Source organism: Streptomyces sp. P17 (genome assembly GCF_032436805.1).
Taxonomy (GTDB): Bacteria; Actinomycetota; Actinomycetes; order Streptomycetales; family Streptomycetaceae; genus Streptomyces.
On sequence record NZ_JAVRBF010000009.1, the window covers coordinates 100,027 to 119,388 of the forward strand.

A 19,362-nucleotide genomic window follows, 5' to 3' on the forward strand; every position below is an offset into this window, starting at 1 on the left:
GCGGCGCCCCGCCGGCGCCGCCAATCTGCCGCCCTTCATCTCTGGGGGATGAAAATCACGCGGTCTTCCAGGCTCGCAGCTTCTCAGCGATCCCATAGCTGTCGAGCTGGAAGGCGCGAACGTCGTGAATCAGATCGCGCCAGAGCTCGAACTTCTGGTCCACGCGCTCCCCGGAGGCTTCCAGGTAAGCGATGGCCACGCCGTACGCGAAGACCTCGTTACGAGCGGGCAGGGGCCGGAGGAGCACGATCTCCTCAAGGAAGGTCGCAGCTCGCCAGAAGGCATCTGGGTCCGCCTGATCTAGACGCGGAGTGTTCGCACGGTGTCGCTGTGCCATCCCCACGAGAATGGACAGGTCATTCACGGTGAGGTCACGCCGCAGGATGTCTTCCTGGCGCTCGAGAAACCACCGGTAGTCGACGAAGAGCTCAGGCACAGGTCAGGCCGCCTGCGGGGTGCTGTGGGCGGCCGGCGGAAGCCCGCCGAACTCGGCGTCGAAAGCCTCCATGATGCCGGGCTCTGCGATCACGCGACGGAAGGCAGCAGTTGCCGTATCCAGCGCCCGCTCCTGCTCCTTCTCATCAGCAACCTTGGCGAGGTAGGCCTTGACCGTGAGTCCTGCAGCGGCGGCCAGAGACTGCAAGGTGTCCCTGGTGTGCGTGTCGATCTTGACGCTCGTATCTGCCATGACCCCGAGTATGCCGTACAGCATACTCGGCTGACTACTCTCCGGTGGAGGTCGAGGACAGCGAGCTGATCGTCCCGGTACCGCTGCCGAGGGACGTCGCGGAGACCGCGCCGACGCACTCCGTGCCCGACCTCGTCGCCGCTCCCGAACGGCACGCGGGGGATGCTGACCTGCGTCTTTTTCGTCCGATCGTGCGGGATGCATTCCGCAGCGAGCACTGACCTTACGAATCTGTCCCTTCCCTACTGGGTAGTAGAGCCCTCTCGTAGTACGGCATGAGGGCACAGCGTTGTCCGTCACCCATTGCGATGGCGATCCGCTGCATTCTGGCACTCTTCAAGTCCCCGGCGATCATGATCCGCCGGTCCTGGGCGTCCGCCGGACAGTAGCCATCGGTGTCGCTGTATAGCCCCGCAAGGCCAGCAGGTTTCGAGCCAGCGTTCATGAGTACGACGTCGGCGGCGAAGGTGTGGACTCTTCCGTCGGCCCGCTGGGCTGCTACTCGAACACCTCCTGGAATCGGCACGACCGTCGCATGTGTCGTCTCTTCGAGATGGACGCGCGGATCGTCGGCCACCTCTTCCGTCTTGTACCGATCGCTCTCTGGGTGGAGGACGTGGAGGGACACGTCGGCTTCCGGGTGAGCACGCAGCCACGTGCCGAGCGGCCGGTCTGCACCCACGACCACGATGCGACCGCACTCCTGCAGCGCCTTGGGCATGGTGCGCCAGAGAGGTGCCAGAGGGGAAAGACCAGGGGCGTCGACCCAGTCGACGTCCGCAATTCCCATCGTCGATACGCCGGTCGCAACCACGACAGCGGCGGCTCGGAGATCACGTCCGTCTGCTAGCAGGACCTGCGCTTCTTGTTCATCGGCGCCGACCGAAACCGCCCGTCCGAGAACAACCGTGCAGGCCCCGGTCGCTTCGAGCCGTTCCATATCGGCAGTGAGTGCCTCGGCCAGCTGCGGGCCGTTCGTCCAGCCGCCGGCCAGGTTGTCCAACGCGCCGATCGCGTAAAGCTTGGAGCCGATTCGTTCGGCTTCCACGAGGGTGGTGCGCATCCCGAGACTGGCCGCGGTCAGGGCGGCCGAGACTCCCGCGGGTCCGCCGCCAACGATGAGCAGGTCGGTCTGGCTGGGAGCGTTCATGCCGCCCCTCCTTCCAGGGGGCCGCCTTTGCCCGACAGCAGCGATTCGGTTGTCAGCAGGTTCCGTCGGTTGATGTTTCGGCCTGCGAGCAGCAGGGCGGCTTCGTGGTATTCGGGTCCGCCGGTCGAAGCGCAGGCGTCGGTGACGATCCAGGGGCGGACGCCGGAGTGGTACGCGGCGAGCGCGGTGTCGTAGACGCAGGCGTCGGTGTCGATGCCAGCAAGCACGATGTCGGTCCAGTTGGCCTTCCTGACCAGGGCGCTGAACTCCTGAGTGAAGGCGCTGGAGCCGGGCTTGTCGATGACGGCGGCCGCGGCCTTTGCGAACGGGTCTAGCTCGTCCACGATGTGCTGCTCCTCCGGGCTCCGAAGCCCGGTCCAGCCTGTGATCTGTTCGTAGGGGGAATCCGGCGGATTGAAGAAGCGGGTGAGGACCAGCGGCTGACCGAGTGCGACCCACGCCTTGACCAGGCGTACGACGAAGGGGACGACTCCTCGACTGTGCTCGTTGATGAAGCCGGCCTGCACGTCGACGACCACGAGCACGGGCCTACGGGAGTTCACTGGGCCTCCTGAATTCGAAGATCAGATGTCGTTGTCACGCAGGACTTCTTGCGCGGTACGAAGCCGGTCCGGCAGCTGGCTGGTGGTGAGAACAGCCTCCCGCATGAGCTGATGCTGAGCCGTCTCTTGCGGGCGGGCGGCGGTCAGCCGGGTGAGGGCACCTCGTAGGAACCGCCACCCGAACTCCTTGGGCATGACCGGGTCGCGCCCCTCCTCGATCTCGTCGAGGACGTATGAGCTCAAGCACCACAGGGTCTGGACGTCCAGTTCCAGGGCGACGATCGCGTCCATGGACAGGGCTCGCTCTGGGGAGAGCGGGTGGTAGGCGACCCCCGACCAGCCGGCGAAGCCGAGGGCGATGGCCTGGCTGCTGAAGCCCACGACATCAGAGTGCTCGAAGCCTTCGGAGAACAGGGCCCGCTCGACGTCGTCGCCCAAGCGCACCGTTTCCTCGGGCCGCTGGCGGTCGACCAGAACGGACGGGGTGGTCAGGAGCTGCATCGCCGTTTCCAGATTCGGCCCCTGCCACGGCGAATCCTCCAACAGGTAGGCCGACAGGACGTAGGTCGGTGGCTTCAACTCCTCGCACTGCTTGGTCACTTCCGCCAGGAGGGTGCGGATGCGTTTGTCGGCCCATTCCAGGTCTTCGAGGTAAGAGCGATACCGCCAGACCGCCAGGTCGCCCAAGGACTCCACAGTCCGGTTCTGAACCAGATGGAAGATCGCCACACCGCAGTCGTAGAGGTGCAGTTGGGACGTGGTCTCGGCGTCAGGGTGAAGAGCCGGGGTCGCACGGTGGCTGAGTCGCGCTGGGCCGTGCTCGCAGGGAATGCCACTGATCAGGGAGACGGCGTCGCCGATGTACACCGGCAGGAACTTGTGGCTGACCACGGTCGCCGGCCCAAGGGCGGGTGCCGAACCAGTATCTCCGGCCGAGCCGGCGTTCAGCGACGCGTGAAAGACCTCCAGCACCTCCGGCGGACACGCCGCCTTGAAGCGATCCAGGATCTCGGCCGTCTCCGGCACAACCTCCGTGGCACTTCCATACTTCCGCCACCGGGAGACCGTCTTCGGATCCACGCCAAGCTTCCTCGCGTACTCGCGGATTGACAGACGATGGGCGTCACCCAAGAGAGCCGCTTCCCGGCCCGTCCACTGCACCACGGCTGTCATTTGACACTCCCTCTGCCAGCGCAGACTGCAGATTACGGCCTCGCGCCCACACGGCGCCCACACCGAGCCCACACGGCGACCTCTCGGCCAACCGCCCTGATCTAGATGCTGATTAAGACATTCCGCATGGCCTGGATCACCGCGAGGAAAGGGGCGACGTGACGACCTCCCTCTGCTGTCGTACACATCGCGAGACAGCACCTGGCACTTGCCCGAAGACACGCGATGCTGATGGATCGCGCCACCGCTTTCACCCAGACACGACGTACGTGCCGGGCCCCTGGACGCGGATTCCGCACGGCGCTCGCGGCTCACGGTGTGACGGCGTAGTCCAGTACGTACGACGCGGAGTCCATGACCGTCTCCTCGACTTCGACCGCCCGTCCTGCTGCGTCGTAGAGGGTGCGGTACGCGGCGAGTACGGAGCGGGTCGGCGGGATGGCCAGCTGTGCGGCCTCTTCGGTGGTCGGCATCCGGCTGCAGACTTCCTCGTGACCATCCACCGGCGTGTGTCCGGCCGCGGACAGCACGGCGTGGATACTCTCGTGCGCGCTCTCGGCATGTACGAGCGGCGATCCCTTGACCAGGTCGGCCGGAACGTAGCTACGGACGAGTTTCACCGGCCGGCCAGCCGACAGGTAGCGGCCGGTGCGAAGAAACGATCTGTCGCCCTCTTCGAGGCCCAGCACTCCTGCAATGCCTGCCGGCACGCTCGCCTCAAGTGTGAAAAACAGAGTGTCGGTGTCCAGGACCTGTGTGTCGTCGGACGCCAGGACGGTCGGATGGTCCGGCCGCGACCTGCCGGAGAGCTCTCGGGATGCAACACGCCTGAGCGGCTTTTGGCTGCGTACGTAGTTGCCGGAGCCTTTCCGGCTGTCGAGCATGCCGTTCGCCTTCAGGACCTCGAGGCCCTTGCGGAGCGTCACGATCGAGACGTCGAGCTCTTTGGCGAGGTCCGGTTCGGCCGGGAGCCGCTTGCCGGCGGGGTAGTGCCCTTCCTCGATCAACCGAGCGATCTTGTTCGCGACGGTCAGGTACTTGGGCAGGCCGCCCGGCGCCTCTGTCATCTGTCTCCCCTGGCTTCTTCTTGGCGACCTGATCGTACGGGGGCCGCTGCCCGCAGCCCCGGGCGTCCCCGCCCGTCGTAGACAGTTTAGCTAGCCCAAAAGGAAAGCAAACTAGCTTGCCTCTTGATCTATATAGCTTGATTTGATTCACTGTGGCTGTCGACGACGGACTGCCCCGCCGACGACGAACTGGCTCTCCCTAGTCCTCACGTCCATGCCGGACCCCGTCCGACGCCGGACGTGACGGCCAGGGACCGGCCAGAGGCCCACTACCTCCTCGGTTCCACGCACCACCGGGACCCAGGAGGGACTGGTCACCGGAGGCGCCTCGACGTGAAGCAGCTCCGGACCCGGCCGAGCCCGTACAACAACTCAAGAGCGTGATCCACCGCAGAACACCGGCATGACTTAGGCCGAGGTGAGTGGAGACCAGCCGGCCGAGAAAGGGCGAAAGCCCACGACGTATCGCGCAACCGGCTTCAGAGAAGGTGCGGCAGACATTCGCTGCGAAGACCGCCTGGGACTGATCTCCTCGGGCGCGAGCGGTCCGCATCCACTGAGATCAACGCGCGCTGGAAACGCGCAACTACCCGGTTACCAGTAACCGCGGCCGCCGACGCCCGTCACCGCGACGAGCGCCGACGGCCGCGGCCACTCGTGACACAGACAGACCGCCAGACCCACCCAGGCAGAAAACGGCGACGGCCCCGGGAGGCACCCCGGGGCCGCTGTCGGTCGTACATCCATCGCGAGAGAGGACCACGACCATGACCCCCATCATGGCATCCCTGCAGATCACCGCCGCACAGGCCGACGACCAGCCGCACGACCCGATCATCGAAGAGGCACTGCGCCGCGTGCAGACCGGCAAGAGCGGAGGGAGCCGGTGACGAGCGCGACCTGCTCCGGAACCGGAACTATGGCTTACGACAGCACCGCCGACCCGGACCAGCTCGCCGAGATCTACCTGCGAGAGCAGGACGGCATGCTGGTCGGCCACTTGATCCCCAGCCAGGCCACCTTGAGCGAACTGCGGGAACGCGTCGGCGAGTTCCTCAAGTCGGCAGGCATCGACTCCGACGTCGCCGACATCGCCGTGCTCGCTGTCTCCGAGCTCGTCGGCAACGCCGTCCGTGCCTGCGGCGAAGGTGTCCCGGTCATCGCGGACGCCCACGTAGGCAAGGAAGGCGTCGTCGTCGGCATCACCGACCCCGAGCCTTCACGGCTGCCGTCGCCGTCCGCCGTCCCCCTGGACAACGCGGAAGCCGACTCCGGCCGGGGCCTGGCCATGCTCGAAATCCTCAGTGTGACCATCACCGTCGAGCCCACGCCCTTCAGCAAGCGGGTCCTCTGCACTATCCCCCTCCCCTAGTCCTGTCCGCTTCTGCGAGGGGCGGGAGGGAGCAGGTCAACCGCAGCCAACGGTCGGGATCACTGATCCCGCCCCTCCTCACCAGTGTGGAAGGCCCAATCCGGGCTTCCCGCAACCAACTTCACTCACAACGAGAGGCATCTCCCTTGAACGACTTCCGGCACGAGGCCGCGTGCAGGGAAGAGGACCCTGAGCTCTTCTTCCCCATCGGCAACATGGGCCCGGCACTCCTGCAGATCGAAGAGGCCAAGGCCGTCTGCAACGGCCGCTGCCCCGTGAGGGAAGAGTGCTTGCAGTGGGCGCTCAACAGCGGGCAGGACTACGGCGTCTGGGGTGGGCTGAGCGAGGACGAGCGCCGCGCCATGAAGCGCCGTGCCGCCCGCAACCGTGCCCGGCTGACCACGGCCTGACGACGTCTCCCCTTCTTCTCAGCTCAACCAGCCCAGGAGGAACACCCGGATGAAGCTCCCCGCCGGCCTCGCTCGCATGATGTCGCCCCTGCGCCACATCGACGCGAAGCCCGACGACCTGGTGCTCGAAGCCCACCATCTGCTCACCGTGCACCTCCCGAAGCACCAGGGGTTCTGGGAGGCAGAGAACGCGCTGGCCAGCCGGGCCACCGCCATGATCCTGCTCGCCGGCTACCTGCGGGAGCACCGCGACGGATAGGCGTACTGCCTGTCCAATAGCTCGTCCGCGCCGCCAACGGCGCAAACACAAAAGAAAGAGGCCCCGTGCCGGGGGCCTCTTCTTGTTCTTGTACGCGACCGCTGCGAAGGAGCGAATCGCATGCTCAACCGTATCAGCGGAGGCGCCCAGTGAGTAGCGCCGCCGCCTCTCCCGACATGAGCAAGTCGACGCCCGAGACCTACCCCCCGCGCGGTTCCCTCGCGCCGCTGATCGCCACGCTCATCGCGCTCGCAGCGGCGGTGCTCGCCCTGTTCGACCTCTTCGCAAACGGTCTTGGAGAAACCTTCACGCACCTGGCCGTCGGTCTGGCCGTCTTCGGCGCCGTCCGGATGTGCGTCGGCTTCGCCCTCGATCCCTACCGACCTCCCCTGTCCGACGATGTCCCGGAGACCAGCACATGAGTACCACCGTCGAGACCCGCGAGCCGGAGGTCGTCGAGCAGCCGTCCCACACCGCCGCCTCGGCCCCGACAGCACAGGAGATGCCCGAGCACGACGCACCAGAGAAGGCCGCTGCCGCGCCGGCGGAGCAGCCGGTGCAGAAGTACGCCAAGTGGGAGATCGCCCTCGCGTTCTTCGGCATCCTCGTTGGCACTGGCGTCGCCACCATCGGCCTCTACTCCAGCTTCGGAGCCCTCTACAACAAGGCCGCGCAGCCGGCCTCCGCGGGCGGCTGGGAGTGGACGGACCCGTGGATCCTCCCGGTTGGCATCGACTCGTCGATCCTCGCCTTCGGCATCGTCAACCTGCTGCTGATCCGCGTGCGTCGGCAGCTGTGGTGGGTCAAGTGGGTGCCGCGCGCCGGCACCATCGTCACGATCTACCTCAACTGGGAGGCGGCCAACACCGTCCCGGCCCAGATCGGGCACGCGGCCCTGGCCGCGCTGTGGGTCGTGTTCTCCGAGATCGCCGCCCACCTGTACGCCGCGCACATCGGTGAGGCCGACGGTGTGCGACGCATGGGAAAGATCCGCCTCTCGCGCTGGCTGGTCAACCCGATCACAAGCTTCCGGATCTGGAAGCTCATGCGGCGCGACGAGGTCACCGACTTCGAACAGGCCCGCGCGCACCACCAGGAGTGGATGGTCTACTCGCAGCGGCTCGCCTCGAAGTACCAGACACGACGGTGGCGCCGGCAGGCCACTCAGGAGGAGCTCGCTCCCTTTCAGCTGGCCAAGGTAGGACTTTCAGTCGATGAGGCCCTGGCCGTGCCGCTCATGGAGGAAGTGCGCGAGCAGCAGCGTTTGGGCGCGGCGGCCTTTCAGCGGGCCGAGGCGGAGATTCAGAAGGTCGAGGCTGACGTTCAGACGCTCCACGCGAAGATTCAGGCGGAGGTCCGCCGGATTCAGGTGGAGGGTGAACTGAAGATCGCGAAGGCGGCCGCCGAGCGTGACGCCCGCGCCGAGATTCAGAAGGCCGAGGCTGCATTTCAACTGGCTGAGGCCGAGCGTCAGGCTGAGCTCGAACTCGTTCAGGAGCGTGCCCGAGCCCGTGCGGCAGAGCTGGTCCAGGAGGCCGAGCGGCGCCAGGCCATGGCGCAGATCGAGACGGAGAAGTCCCAGGCTGCGTGGGCTTTGGAGCACCAGCGGCTGCGGAACGCGGCCCGTGAGGAAGAGCGACGGGCCGAGGTTGAAAACCAGCGGCGCGCAGCGCAGGAGGCGGCCGACCTCAAGGAGGCGACCGCCGAGCAGGAGCGCCGGGCGGCCGAGCATGAAAAGGCCCGCCTGAAAGCCGAAGAGGAGGCCGCTGAAAGCGCCGCGCGGGCAGCTGAACGCCAAGCGGAGAAGCTGAACGCAGACCTGGAGGCCCAGCGCGCCCGTGAGGAGATCGCCGCTTCGGAACTCCGTACCGCGAAGGCGTCCGAGGAAGCGGCTGAACGGAAGGCCCGGGCCGCTGAATACGAGGCCCGAGCGTCTGAAGCCCTCTCCCACGCCAAGCTGTCGGTGCCTGAATGGCAGGCCTTGCGGGTCGCGTCGATGATCCGCGCCCGTGGCGAGGATGAGGTCAAGGTCGAGGTGGTGAAGACCGAGCTCGACGTGTCCACCGGCACGGCCCAGGACCGGATCCAGCGGGCACGGAAGATCCTCGGCGACCCCCAGGCCAGGGAGCTCCTGCCCGCTCTCGCGTAAGTGGAATGGGCCAGTTCTCCGTGCGGCAGCCCTTGGTCCGAGCCGTCGGAGCTACCCCGGGCCGGGCGGCTCTGACCGGCCGGCCCGGCCTTGCCCGTAGTCCTCTCCCAAGGCCCCGGCCAGCGCGTTCCGCGCCGCTGCCGACCTCCTCGAGCACACCGAAAACAACCCCTGAGCCCTGCTACGGAAAGTAGCGGCGAGGCGAGGAGAGGCGAGGCGCAGTGAGCGGGAAATCCCCGTCCACCCCCCTCAGAAGGCCCCTGAACGGGGGTTTTCCGGGGGCGCGCCTGCCTCCTCGCTTCTCCTCGCCTCTCCTCTCCGCTACTGAAAGTGAGGATTTTCGTCGTGGCGGACACTGAGACCGCAGAGCGTGAAACCGTCTCCACCACCCCCGACAACGTGGACACCGAGCGCGGCGAATACGTCGTCCACACCGCCCAGGACGAGGCTGCTGAACCGACCGCAGAGCCCCGCTCTGTGCGCCGTGGACGCCCTCGCGCGGTGCCGCTGATCATCCACGGCGTGAACGTAACCGGAATCGGGGTGGGCGCCCTGTACACGGCGGTCGGCATGCCCGGGCTTGCTGCTGCAGGCCTTGCCGGCGCCGCCGTCGGTGCCGCGTGTCTGGTTGGTCGCCGGCGCAGGACGGCGTCCGCGGCACGTCGGAGTGCCGGCGGGTCGAACCGGTCGGCGGGCGCCGGTACCCGGCGCCATGGCGGCCGAGGTCACCGTGGCGGCCTGGGCGGGGGCCGCAGTCTGACCGGCCGCGGTGGCCGCGGTAACCGGGCCGGTGCAGGAGGCGGCACCTCCTCCGGCGGCCGCCCGTCCTCCGGCAGCGGGGGAGGGGCCGGACGGCGCCGGAAGGACAGAAAGCCGTCCGCGCCTGGAGGCACCGGGTCCTCCACCCGAGGCCCGGGCCGCGGCACTTCCGGCTCCGGCTCCCGAGGGGGCTCGGGCGGCGCGTCCGGCGGTGCAGGCTCCGGTGCCTCGAAGGGCCCGGCGGGGTCTCGGTCGGGCAGGGCGTGGCAGACTCTCCGCGGCTGGGCGAACAAGGCCCGTCGGCGGGGTGCTGGAGGCGGCACCCCGGGCTCAGGGTCCGGCAATTCCGGCTCCGGAGCTCCCGGCGGTGGCAATGCCGGCACTCCGACGCCGACGACGCCTGGGCGCGGCCGCCGACTGTTGCAGCGCCTGCGCGGTGCCGCCACGCGGCTGCGCCAGCGAATCGCTCGCACCGGGCAGGGCAACGGCACTCCCGCCAATCAGGCCGGCGGTCGGCTCTACCTGCTGCGCCGACGACTTGCCCGCAGGATCGCCCACTGGGCCCGGTGCGCCGGCGCCGGCACCCTCGCCGCCCTCGGAGGCCTGGCCACGCTGCCGGTCGGGTTCCTCTGGGGAGTGCTGCGGCTGCTGACCAATCACCGCGATCCGCTGGGCGGGTTCGCCTTCCCGGTCCGGATCGCCGGACGCATCTGGCGCTTCTTCTTCCGCCGCTCCCGCGCCCGTCACGACAACGACGCCCAGGCGGACGCCCTGAACCTGAACGTGAACGACCCCCGAAAGGACTCCGATCCCGTGACCGGAACTTCCATCGCCCCCGGCTCCACCGCGCTCGACGGCCAGAACAGCAAGTTCGCCCTGTCGATGAAGGCGGCCGCCGACGGCTACCTCGGCTTCAAGCCGACCAGCATGATGCACGTCGCCGCCGAGTACGCCGGCCTGCCCAACGGCATCCGTGCCGTGGCGGCAACCGTCCAGAGCACGGCCGTCACCGGTGATCAGACGCTGCCCCTGTCCAAGCGGGTCGTCCACAAGCTCCTGGAGGCCTACGAGGAGGCGCTGCTCGCCGCCAAGACCGCGGACGACATGGTCACCCAGTTCCAGACGCTCCACCGCTTCGACATCCAGCGGATCCTGAACCCCCGTACGAACGAGTGGATGTGGAACGTCACCCCGACGGGCGGCGAAGGAGCGGAGACCGCCATGTTCCAGCCCGGCCGGATCGAGGCCGGCTGCGTGCTCACGGCTGTCCTGTACCGCTCCTACCAGCCGGTGCACATGATGCAGCGGGGCAGCGAGATCGAGGGCATGGGCTACGGCCTGAAGTCCCTCGCCGACGCAGTCGACGCCCTGTGGAAGCGCACCAACGCCTTCTACCCGGTCGACGACCGGGTCACCGACGACATCGGTCGCGTCACGACCCGCCTGAAGACGGCGGCCCAGCACGCGGAGATGGCCGGAAAGCTGTTCCTGGAGGACCACAGCCGGGAGATCAGCCACAACACCCACCCGCGCAAGGGCCCGGCGGCCGAAGGCATGTGGAACGCCCCGCGCTGAGCAGCCTGCGCACCTCGCACCGGTGGAGGCGCCCCCAGGCCCTGGTGGCGCCTCCACCGCGTGCTCGTCATCTACTCGCCCCCGACCCCGCCCTGCCCCGTGCGGAACTGGATGGAGAACTTCATGTCGATGCGTCACTGGGACTGGTCCGCGCCCAGCGGCGGACACCCCGCATTGCTTGGCTACGCCACCGAGACCGCGGCGTCGATGGTCATGCTCGCTCCGCTCACCGGCCTGCCCTGGTACGCCTCCGCCATCAGCCTGTCCAGCGCCGCCCTCGCCGGTATCGCCTACGACGCACGCCAGGGAACGACCAGCAGCACCCTCATTACCCGCGCTGCCTCATGGTTCACCGCGACGACGTGGACCTCCTGGGCGCTGGCGTCCGCACCGCTCGGCACGACCGGATGGGCCGTCGGCGCCGGCCTGGGCGCGATCGGCCTCGCGCTGAACGCCGGCGCGAGCCGCAGCGAACCCACCCGCAAGGAGCGCAAGGCACTCCTGAAGCTGCGCCGTGAATCGGTCGGCATCCTGCGTGCGTGGGAGGACCGCCTCGCCCGGGTCGCCCGGATCGAGGGCTGCGAGGGCGTTGACATCAACTGGTGGCCCGCCAAGGTCGGCTACACCGTGGAGATCAATCTGCCTGCCGGCGGCACCACGGCCGACGACCTCAACGGGTACGGGCCGAAGTTCGCCGCCGACATGCGCCTGCCCGACGGCTGCGGCGTCGACATCTACCCCGGCGCCAACCGTGGGACGATCCTCGTCGAGGTCACCCTCGAGGACGTCATGTCCAAGGACATCCCGTACCCGGAGGACTTCAGCGAGCTCACCATCACCGAGCGGTTCCCCATCGGGCTTCACCGCAACGGCCAGTACGCCCTCGGCGCGCTGTGCAACGACTGCGGCGTCCTCATCGGGGAGACCGACGCCGGCAAGACGAACCAGCTGCGTGTCGTCACCGCCCAGCTCGCCCGCATGCCCGACGCGCTGATCTGGGCGATCGATACCACCGGCGGCGGCGTCGCCCTGCCGTGGCTCACGCCCTTCGCCACCGAGGGCACCGCGGTCGCGCCCATCATCGACTGGATCGCCAACAACGACGACGAAGCCCGGCTGATGACCAACCTGGCCATCGAGGGCATCGCCGCCCGGAAGGCCGGCTACCAGCGGCTGATGCGGGAGAAGAAGACCGACAACAAGCTCCCCGTCAGCCACGAGATCCCCGCTGTCATCATCCTCGTCGACGAGACCGCCTCCCTCCCGCACGACGTCAAGGAGAACCTCGACCGCATCGTCAACGAAGGCCGCGCGATGCGTGTCCGCGTCCTGATCTGCGGCCTGCGAGCCACGCAGGACGTCATCACCGCCGCCATGAAGCTCCAGGCCAAGTGGCGCGTGGGCATGACCGTCAGCGACCCGGAGGAACTGGCCTACCTCTTCCCCGGCTACATCAAGATCGACCCCAAGGACGCCCCGGTCGCCGGGTCGGGCTGGAACATGCACACGCGCCTCGGCCCGAGGAAGCCGTCGCCGTTCAAGGGCTGGCACATCTACGACGAAATCACCGACAAGGTGTGCGCCGCGACCGCAGGCCGACGTCCGACGCTCGACGCGATCACCCTGGACGTCCCCGCCGGCGTGGCCTACCCGGGCCGCTGGGCACGCACGCTCCCTGTTCTGTACAAGGGGCAGCAGCTCACCGAGGCGGCACAGCGGGTTATCGACGAGGCCGGAGAGATCATCGAGGCGGCCGCTCTGCTCGCCGACCTTCCCGAGCCGGCCACCGCGAGCGCCCCCGCCGCGGGCAACGCTGCTGCGGGGACGCCGTCGGGTTACGAGGCGTTCGGCGGCGGGACCGCCGAGCTGTTCGCCGCCGTCGAGGCGAACATCAACGGCTCGGCCGCCGGAGCGACGCCGGCCGCCGCTCCGGTACAGCCGGTGCCGGCCGCGGCCGCCGCCACGATCGTTCCGCCTCCCGCGCCCCGCATCGACCCCCGGGAACTGGGCTGGGAACTCCTCGTAGCCGCCGGCTCCGACGGCTACGAGCCCAAGCAGCTGCACGCCGTGCTGTCCGAGATGATGGACAAGATGCTCGGCGACGGAGCGAGCGTTCCCGCCCCCCGGACCGTCGGCGGATGGCTGAAGAAGTGGGCCGAAGAGGGCAAGGCTCTCGCGGACACGAGCGGGCAGTACACCCGCTACTTCGCCCGTACGACCCCCGGCACCCCGCAGCCCGCGGGGGAGAACGCAGCCGAGGAGGACTCTCTCGAACTGCCCGACGGGGTCGACGGAGTGCTCGTTCTCACCGCGGCCGAGCTCGTGGTGTCCACTCAGTTCGGCTCAACGTCCATGCTCCAGCGCAAGCTGCGGACCACCATGGTCGAATCCGGCGCGCTGATGGAGGTCCTGCACAAGCTCGGCGTTGTCGGCCCGAGCGAGGGCACCCTGGCCCGCAAGGTGCTGGTGGCGCCCGCAGACTGGCCGGAGACGCTCAGTAGGCTCTCCGACGAACTCGGAGTTCAGCAGGGCGACTTGGAGTCCATGGGGCTGGCCGTGGCCGCCTCGGGAGCGGCAGGGGAGTGATGCGAAGGTGGAGACACCGGAGGAAGAGATCGCCCGACTGGAGGGCGAACGGCACACCTACAGCCTGACGTTCGCCAATACCTCGGAGACCGATCTGGTGACCCGGGCCCACCTCCAGCACGAGATGGACCGGCGCACGAATCGCATCGTGGAACTGCAGCAACACAAGCCCCTCGGGTTCCTTGCCCGATGGGGCCTGCGCGCTGCCGCACTCCTCGGCGCGTGGGGCGCCCTCGAGGTCGGACCGTGGTGGGCGAAGGCCCTCCTGGGCCTGCTCGCCGCGTCCTTCGCCTTCCTCAGCCTCGGATAGCCCAACGGTCGTCTCCGCGGCGACCGCCCCTCCCGACCCGTCCGGCCACTTCGGCCGGGCGGGTCTTTCGTATGCCCGCACCCCCTGCAAGGAGCCCCGTGGAGATCCACCCCCTGCCCCCCGACCAGCAGCAGCCGACTGTCGCCGAGGCACAGCCACGGGCCCACAGCGACCTCGACGCGCTGCCGTACGAAGAACTGGAGCGCATCCTGCGGGTGTTCACCGACCCCCAGGGGCCGCATCCGGCTTCCCGCATGCCTGCGCCGTACCCGCAGCTGACGCCGGAGGTCCAGCGTCTGCTGTCCGACCAGCTGTACCTGGACCGTGTCCGCGACCTGACGCTTCTGGAGGAACAGCGCCTCCAGCAGCAGCGGGGCCAGCTCGCCCCGGCACCGCAGTACCTCGAACTGCCCGCCTTCATCGCGCCGACGCAGAAGGCTCCGTCACCGCACGTTCCGGCGTTCGTGTGGAAGTACAGCGCGATCGCCCTGTCGACGGGCGGCGGGATCGCTCTCGCCGGGTACGGCGTCGGCGCAGCCGCCCCCGGCCTGGCCGTCGTCGACGACATCCTCACCGCAGCCGGCCAGTTCGTCATGTGGCTCGCCGTCCTGGCCGTCGCCCTGGGACTGGTCGTTTTCGGGCGCGGCAGCAGCAAGAGCACCGGCGGATCGGTGGTCAACATCCGCAAGGCGGTCTTCAAGCGGAACCGCTTCAAGGGCTGAGGCCCCGGGTGACCTGCCTCGCACCCGGACCCGCCCTGCGGGGCCTCGGGGGCGGGACAGGCCATCCGGGCCTGAACCACCACCTCCTCAATCGATGGGACAACATCCGTGCCGACCCAGGAGATCGAACTGCAGAAGAACCCGGCGTCCGGGGCCCGCGAAAACCGCCGCGCAGCGTTACGCCAGTGGTGGAGCGCAGCATGGTCCAACGGTGGCGCCCTGCACCGCCGGTGGGAGGACCTGCGTGCCGCACCGGCAGCGGGCTGGCACGGAATGGCCAATTGGATCAAGACCGTCCTGGCCGTGACCGCGGCCGCGGTCGTCGTCTTGCTGGTGTCCAGGGCCGGGACGGCCGCGTTCACCGCGGCGCGGCAGCTGCTCGACGCCGTGCCGGCCGTCGACGGGCCCGGCCACGTCGTCACCGCCGTCCGCGCCACCCTCACCGAGCCGGTCCACGCCTACCTGGCCGCGCACAGCGAGGCCACGCCTTTGACTGAACCGGTCGCCTACGCGCTGTGGCAGGCAACCGGGCTGACCGCGCTCGCCGGAGGATTCCTCACCCGCAACAACGCACTGCGCCTGACGTGGGTCGTATGGGGGGCCCTCACCGTCGCGGCGATCTGGTCGGCGACCCCGGACAGCTCACGTCCGGTCGCGGCCGGCGCCGCCGTGCTGGCCTGGTGCCTGGCCTCCACCCTCGCTCTCCGCGGACTCCACCGGGGCCGCACCTCCGCGCCCCACGGCACCGGCACCCTCACCGTCTACCAGCCCCACATCACGGTGCACCTGCCGCCGGCCACGTCCTCCTCTGAAGCCCGCAGCCACCCCAACACCTGAGCGCGTGCGCCGCCCGCTGCCGGCGGCCAGCACGCGGGGCCGGCCCCAACGGGCCGGTCCCGCACCGCGAAATCTGTCCACAGCCCCTTCGCCGTAGCGTCGTGCAGGAGACCCCATGCGTACCCGACCCACCACACCACGCCGCCCTTTACGCATCCGGCGCCCCAGGCTGTCCGCCCGGCGCGCTCGCGCAGCGAGGGACCGCGCCACGCGTCTGGACCAGCGATTGGACGCCACCATCACCAGCCTCGAAGGCCAGCTGAGCCGCTGCGACGGGAAAGCGAACCTCCTTCTCGCCTTCAACGGCGCCGTCCTCCTCATCGGCGGAACGCCGGCCGGCGGGAAGGGGCGCCTGGTCCTCGCCCTCCAGGCGCTGAGCGCCTGCGGGCTGTTGGCCGCGATCAGCTGCGTGCTGCTGGCTGTCTGGGCACGCACGCGCCCCTCCAGCCGCACGGCATGGCCCTTCTGGGCCCTGCTGCACCCCGGCCAGATCCGCGACAGCCTCGCCGAGGACCTGCGCGCCGAGGACGTCGGTTCCCTCTCTCGGCTGCTGCGCACGAAGTACCAGCGCATCAACGCCTCGATCGCCCTCACCCTCGCCGGCCTGGCCTTCGCTCTCACCGCCAGCTGGACCAAAGCCCTTCTGTGACCGCCGCGGCCGACGCGGCGGACACATCCAACCCAAGGACCCTCATGTGCCTCATCTGCCGCGCCCTCGGGGCGCTAGCCGCGTCAGCCTTCGTCCTGCGCACCGTCCAACTCGTGCTGTTCGCGGCCGCTGTGGCGCTCGTGATCGCGCCCGCCCGGGCGACCTTGCTCACCGTCGAGGACACCTTCGGCGCCGCCGGTCTCGGTGTTGCCCTGCTGGCCGCGTCCGCGGCCATCGTCGGCCTTGCGTGGAACGGGACGCCCTCACGGCGCCTGATCACTGCAGGAATCGTGACGATCATCGTCACGGCCCTCGTCCTGTACGGCTTCTCGCACGCTCGGTCTGCCGCGGCGCAGGCCGTATCCCACGTGACCTCCAGCCCGGAGGCCTACGCGCCCCTCCTCTCGCACTGACCGGTGTCTGTCTCGCCCCAGCGGCTCCGCGGGACGGGGCGGAGAACGGCCAGCACGGAAAGGAGCACCATGACGAACTCGCCCGACGGACAGCCGCCGGCGATCCCGCCGGTCTGCTACTGGGTTGAGGAGGAGGGCGGTGCGCGCTGGCTCGTTCCGGGCTGCATGTCCCGCATGCACGACCCTGACGTCGAGCGCTGCGACTGTCCGACGCTCGCCGAGGAACTGTCCGCCGCTCGGCGGGCGAGGGACACAGCGCGGCGCGAGTACCGCGGGCTGCGGTGGTGGACGGACAGCATCCTTGCTGCGGTCCACGCGCACCCCGACGGCATCAAGATCATGAAGGACGCGGCCGAGCGGGCGGTCCAGACTGACCAGCATCCAACGGTTTGACTCTTAAGGCTTGCGAACCTTAACTACGGTATGTAGAGTCTTAAGAGACGACCCGGACTTGCGTTCCAGCGCCACACCGCACCTTCCCCGCGCTGGGCGCTCGCGCGAACCCGACAACCTCAACCCATTGGGAGACCATCCGTGTTCGGAGGTTTCAGCCCCGTCACCCTGTTCCTGGCCGCGTCCACCATCGCGGCCGCTGTCGCCGCCATCCGAATCGCGGTGAAGCGATGACCCCCGACCTCGCGTCCTTCCCCGCTGGAACACTCATCTGCGGTGTTGGAGCGGCCGGGTCCGGGAAGTCCACGCTCTTCTCGGCGATGCCGGACAGTTCGGTCGTCTGCCTCGACGAACTGAGACTGCTTCTGGCTGACGACGCCGGCAACCAGCGCGTGACACCGCAGGCCGTCCGGATGCAGAACCTCATCCTGCGTACACGGATGGAACTCGGCCTGACCACGGGCGTCGACTCCACCAACGTGGAGGAACGTGTGCGGGCCTCCGTGCTCAAGCCTGCCCTGTCCCACGGTCGGCGTGCGGTAGCAGTCGTCTTCCTCACGCCCCTGGAGACATGCCTCGCGCGAAATGCGCTGCGCCCTGCGAACACGCGCGTGCCCGACGACCGCGTTATCTGGCAGCACCGCCAGACCCCACGATCAGCCGCGCGTCTGCGCCGGGAAGGGTTCGCCGACGTCTACTTCGTCGGCGCTGCGGACACTACACCCGGAAGGAGGGGCTGATGCGACGGCGAGTCGGCATAGTTCTGCTGCCGGAGGTCGCCGGAGAGCCTGCCTACCCGGAGTTCGCGGAGGTACGTGAGCAGGCACGGCGCAGCAGCCGTGGGCCTATCGGCATGGACACCGTCGGCCGCATGGAGGAGGTCGCCGCCCGCCGGGGCGGCGACTGGTGCACGGCCGTCTTGGGCCGTAGCTTCCCCGGTCTCCGGCACGTCTCCACCGTAGACGGTTGGATGCTGATCATCGCGGACACGCGAGGCCTGGAGCCAGCCCTACCGCCCCGGATCGTCGAGGAGCGCCAGGCGGCGGAAGAGCTGCGCGTCGGGCGCGAGCGGGCGGCCGTCGTCGAACTGAGCATGGCCAAGGAGGCATGGCGGCAGCTCGCTGTGAAGGCCCCGGTTCCGCTCACCGTCCGTGAAAACACCCGCCACACCGGACCCCGCGGGTCTTTGCGGCACGTCGCGGCCGCTGTTGACCTCGTCTCCGGCCGCAGTCGGATGCACAAGGCGGGCATGGGGTTGTGTGAGACGCCGGAGCGGGCCAACCCCCTTCAGCTGGGCGGCGCCGTCGACCTCCCGCCCACCTGCACCCGCTGCCGGGAGTTCGTCGCCAAGGTGCGCACCCTCGATGCGCCCGCCCCGCCCACGGCAGCCGAAGCGGCGCTGCTCAAGCTCATCGATTCCGGCGTCGTGCTCACCCTTCGGCCGGCGCGGGGCCAGCCGACCATCCGCGACACCAGCCAGCGCAGTCACGGCGTGGCCTGGGGACACCTCGGCCGGAAGGTCGACACCGCCGTCACGAAGCTCCAAGCGAAAGGGTGGGTCCAGAAGGACGAGAAGCCCACCAAGACGGACACCGGTCAGCACGGGCAGCGCTGGCGGCTGACTGACGCCGGCACCTCAGCCATGGGGGCCTGAGCATGGTTGCCCGGCTGACCCTCGCCCAGTACCAGGCGCTGATGAAGCGCCGCCGCACCCAGACCGTCCAGCCGGCAGCCGCGGCGGTGCCACGAAAGAAGGCCGCCCGACAACATGCACCTGTGCACCCGGGGCCGCCATCCGTCCCCGAGCCGCCCGCCGTTGCTCCGCTGCTCGCCGGGCTTTCCGGCGTGGGCTACATCGAAACGCTTCTCATGCCGTATTCCGAGGAGCTGCTGACCAGCAACCAGCGGCTCCACCACATGGCCTATCACCGTCTCCGGAAACAACTTCGCGCCGACGCCGCCAGCTTGGCCATGGCCAAGCGCCTGCCCCGTCTCCAGCGTGCGGCGATCTTCTACGTCCTGCACCCCCGGCCGATCGCTCGGAAGCGCGACCCGGGCAACTGGTCGCCGACGGCCAAGGCGTACGTCGACGGCCTGGTCTCCGATGGAGGGCTCCTGCCGGATGACAATCACGAGCATCTGCTGGGCCCCAACCCCGTCATGGGACCACCGGTCACCACCGGATTCGCACGCATGTCGCTCGTCATCGTGGAACTCACGGATCCGGTGACCAGCCAGAACGCGGAGTCTGTTGCGACGTAGAGCACCGGGCACAGCCACGTACCGG

General features: G+C 68.9%; 24 protein-coding genes. 18 read left to right on the top strand and 6 right to left on the bottom strand.

The window, feature by feature from the left end:
- Positions 1 to 55: 55 nt before the first annotated feature.
- Together RMT89_RS08150 and RMT89_RS08155 are read right to left on the bottom strand one after the other, a co-directional pair.
- Positions 56 to 436: a hypothetical protein gene (locus RMT89_RS08150; RefSeq protein WP_007492621.1), complete on the bottom strand. Its 381-nt coding sequence runs from the start codon at positions 434 to 436 to the stop codon at positions 56 to 58.
- A 3-nt stretch (positions 437 to 439) separates the two neighbouring features.
- Positions 440 to 688: a hypothetical protein gene (locus tag RMT89_RS08155; protein ID WP_043728875.1), complete on the bottom strand. Its 249-nt coding sequence runs from the start codon at positions 686 to 688 to the stop codon at positions 440 to 442.
- A gap of 44 nt (positions 689 to 732) precedes the next feature.
- Here RMT89_RS08155 and RMT89_RS08160 point away from each other — a divergent pair, with 44 nt between their 5' ends.
- Positions 733 to 909, top strand: coding sequence for a hypothetical protein (locus RMT89_RS08160; protein ID WP_007492617.1), 177 nt, complete (start codon positions 733 to 735; stop codon positions 907 to 909).
- A 2-nt stretch (positions 910 to 911) separates the two neighbouring features.
- Here the strand turns inward: RMT89_RS08160 and RMT89_RS08165 are convergent, their stop codons facing one another.
- The 4 genes from RMT89_RS08165 to RMT89_RS08180 all read right to left on the bottom strand — a co-directional run bounded on the left by RMT89_RS08165 (position 912) and on the right by RMT89_RS08180 (position 4,641).
- Positions 912 to 1,838 (bottom strand): FAD-dependent oxidoreductase, encoded by a 927-nt coding sequence (locus RMT89_RS08165; RefSeq protein WP_007492614.1) that lies wholly within the window; start codon positions 1,836 to 1,838, stop codon positions 912 to 914.
- Complete coding sequence (locus RMT89_RS08170; protein WP_050815017.1) at positions 1,835 to 2,401, bottom strand: isochorismatase family cysteine hydrolase; 567 nt, start codon at positions 2,399 to 2,401, stop codon at positions 1,835 to 1,837. The genes RMT89_RS08165 and RMT89_RS08170 overlap by 4 nt, the downstream gene beginning before the upstream one ends.
- Before the next feature lie 21 nt (positions 2,402 to 2,422).
- Entirely contained in the window at positions 2,423 to 3,427 is a 1,005-nt protein-coding gene (locus RMT89_RS08175) for an XRE family transcriptional regulator (protein ID WP_315883163.1), read from the bottom strand.
- 458 nt (positions 3,428 to 3,885) lie between these two features.
- Positions 3,886 to 4,641: a GntR family transcriptional regulator gene (locus RMT89_RS08180; RefSeq protein WP_007492606.1), complete on the bottom strand. Its 756-nt coding sequence runs from the start codon at positions 4,639 to 4,641 to the stop codon at positions 3,886 to 3,888.
- 767 nt (positions 4,642 to 5,408) lie between these two features.
- On the opposite strand from RMT89_RS08180, the gene RMT89_RS08185 reads away from it, so the two are divergent.
- From RMT89_RS08185 to RMT89_RS08265, 17 genes are all read left to right on the top strand, one after another.
- Positions 5,409 to 5,531: a hypothetical protein gene (locus tag RMT89_RS08185; RefSeq protein WP_007492604.1), complete on the top strand. Its 123-nt coding sequence runs from the start codon at positions 5,409 to 5,411 to the stop codon at positions 5,529 to 5,531.
- 29 nt (positions 5,532 to 5,560) lie between these two features.
- The gene (locus tag RMT89_RS08190) at positions 5,561 to 6,013 is read left to right on the top strand and encodes an ATP-binding protein (RefSeq protein ID WP_007492602.1); all 453 of its coding nucleotides are present in this window, start codon (positions 5,561 to 5,563) and stop codon (positions 6,011 to 6,013) included.
- A gap of 146 nt (positions 6,014 to 6,159) precedes the next feature.
- Positions 6,160 to 6,423 (top strand): WhiB family transcriptional regulator, encoded by a 264-nt coding sequence (locus RMT89_RS08195; protein ID WP_007492601.1) that lies wholly within the window; start codon positions 6,160 to 6,162, stop codon positions 6,421 to 6,423.
- Positions 6,424 to 6,472: 49 nt separating this feature from the next.
- A complete protein-coding gene (locus RMT89_RS08200; protein WP_007492599.1) occupies positions 6,473 to 6,682 on the top strand; it encodes a hypothetical protein in 210 nt (69 codons plus the stop codon).
- Between the two features lie 149 nt (positions 6,683 to 6,831).
- A complete protein-coding gene (locus RMT89_RS08205; protein WP_106432607.1) occupies positions 6,832 to 7,104 on the top strand; it encodes a hypothetical protein in 273 nt (90 codons plus the stop codon).
- A complete protein-coding gene (locus tag RMT89_RS08210; protein ID WP_007492594.1) occupies positions 7,101 to 8,831 on the top strand; it encodes a DUF2637 domain-containing protein in 1,731 nt (576 codons plus the stop codon). The genes RMT89_RS08205 and RMT89_RS08210 overlap by 4 nt, the downstream gene beginning before the upstream one ends.
- Before the next feature lie 1,179 nt (positions 8,832 to 10,010).
- On the top strand, positions 10,011 to 11,165 hold the full coding sequence (locus tag RMT89_RS08215; RefSeq protein WP_007492592.1) for a hypothetical protein: 1,155 nt from the start codon (positions 10,011 to 10,013) through the stop codon (positions 11,163 to 11,165).
- Between the two features lie 123 nt (positions 11,166 to 11,288).
- The gene (locus RMT89_RS08220) at positions 11,289 to 13,751 is read left to right on the top strand and encodes a DNA translocase FtsK (RefSeq protein ID WP_399497759.1); all 2,463 of its coding nucleotides are present in this window, start codon (positions 11,289 to 11,291) and stop codon (positions 13,749 to 13,751) included.
- A 7-nt stretch (positions 13,752 to 13,758) separates the two neighbouring features.
- Positions 13,759 to 14,061 carry a hypothetical protein gene (locus RMT89_RS08225; RefSeq protein WP_315883164.1) on the top strand — a complete coding sequence of 101 codons (303 nt, stop codon included), beginning with the start codon at positions 13,759 to 13,761 and terminating at the stop codon, positions 14,059 to 14,061.
- Positions 14,062 to 14,159: 98 nt separating this feature from the next.
- Positions 14,160 to 14,783, top strand: coding sequence for a hypothetical protein (locus RMT89_RS08230; RefSeq protein WP_315883165.1), 624 nt, complete (start codon positions 14,160 to 14,162; stop codon positions 14,781 to 14,783).
- A 108-nt stretch (positions 14,784 to 14,891) separates the two neighbouring features.
- A complete protein-coding gene (locus RMT89_RS08235) occupies positions 14,892 to 15,620 on the top strand; it encodes a hypothetical protein (protein ID WP_315883166.1) in 729 nt (242 codons plus the stop codon).
- A 226-nt stretch (positions 15,621 to 15,846) separates the two neighbouring features.
- The gene (locus tag RMT89_RS08240; protein ID WP_315883167.1) at positions 15,847 to 16,269 is read left to right on the top strand and encodes a Pycsar system effector family protein; all 423 of its coding nucleotides are present in this window, start codon (positions 15,847 to 15,849) and stop codon (positions 16,267 to 16,269) included.
- Between the two features lie 44 nt (positions 16,270 to 16,313).
- Entirely contained in the window at positions 16,314 to 16,682 is a 369-nt protein-coding gene (locus RMT89_RS08245) for a hypothetical protein (RefSeq protein WP_315883168.1), read from the top strand.
- A 69-nt stretch (positions 16,683 to 16,751) separates the two neighbouring features.
- On the top strand, positions 16,752 to 17,075 hold the full coding sequence (locus RMT89_RS08250; protein ID WP_315883169.1) for a hypothetical protein: 324 nt from the start codon (positions 16,752 to 16,754) through the stop codon (positions 17,073 to 17,075).
- A gap of 230 nt (positions 17,076 to 17,305) precedes the next feature.
- On the top strand, positions 17,306 to 17,815 hold the full coding sequence (locus RMT89_RS08255) for an AAA family ATPase (RefSeq protein ID WP_315883170.1): 510 nt from the start codon (positions 17,306 to 17,308) through the stop codon (positions 17,813 to 17,815).
- Positions 17,815 to 18,729 carry a hypothetical protein gene (locus RMT89_RS08260; RefSeq protein ID WP_315883171.1) on the top strand — a complete coding sequence of 305 codons (915 nt, stop codon included), beginning with the start codon at positions 17,815 to 17,817 and terminating at the stop codon, positions 18,727 to 18,729. Before RMT89_RS08255 ends, RMT89_RS08260 begins: the two co-directional genes overlap by 1 nt.
- 2 nt (positions 18,730 to 18,731) lie before the next feature.
- Complete coding sequence (locus RMT89_RS08265) at positions 18,732 to 19,337, top strand: hypothetical protein (RefSeq protein ID WP_315883172.1); 606 nt, start codon at positions 18,732 to 18,734, stop codon at positions 19,335 to 19,337.
- The last annotated feature ends 25 nt before the right edge of the window (positions 19,338 to 19,362 follow it).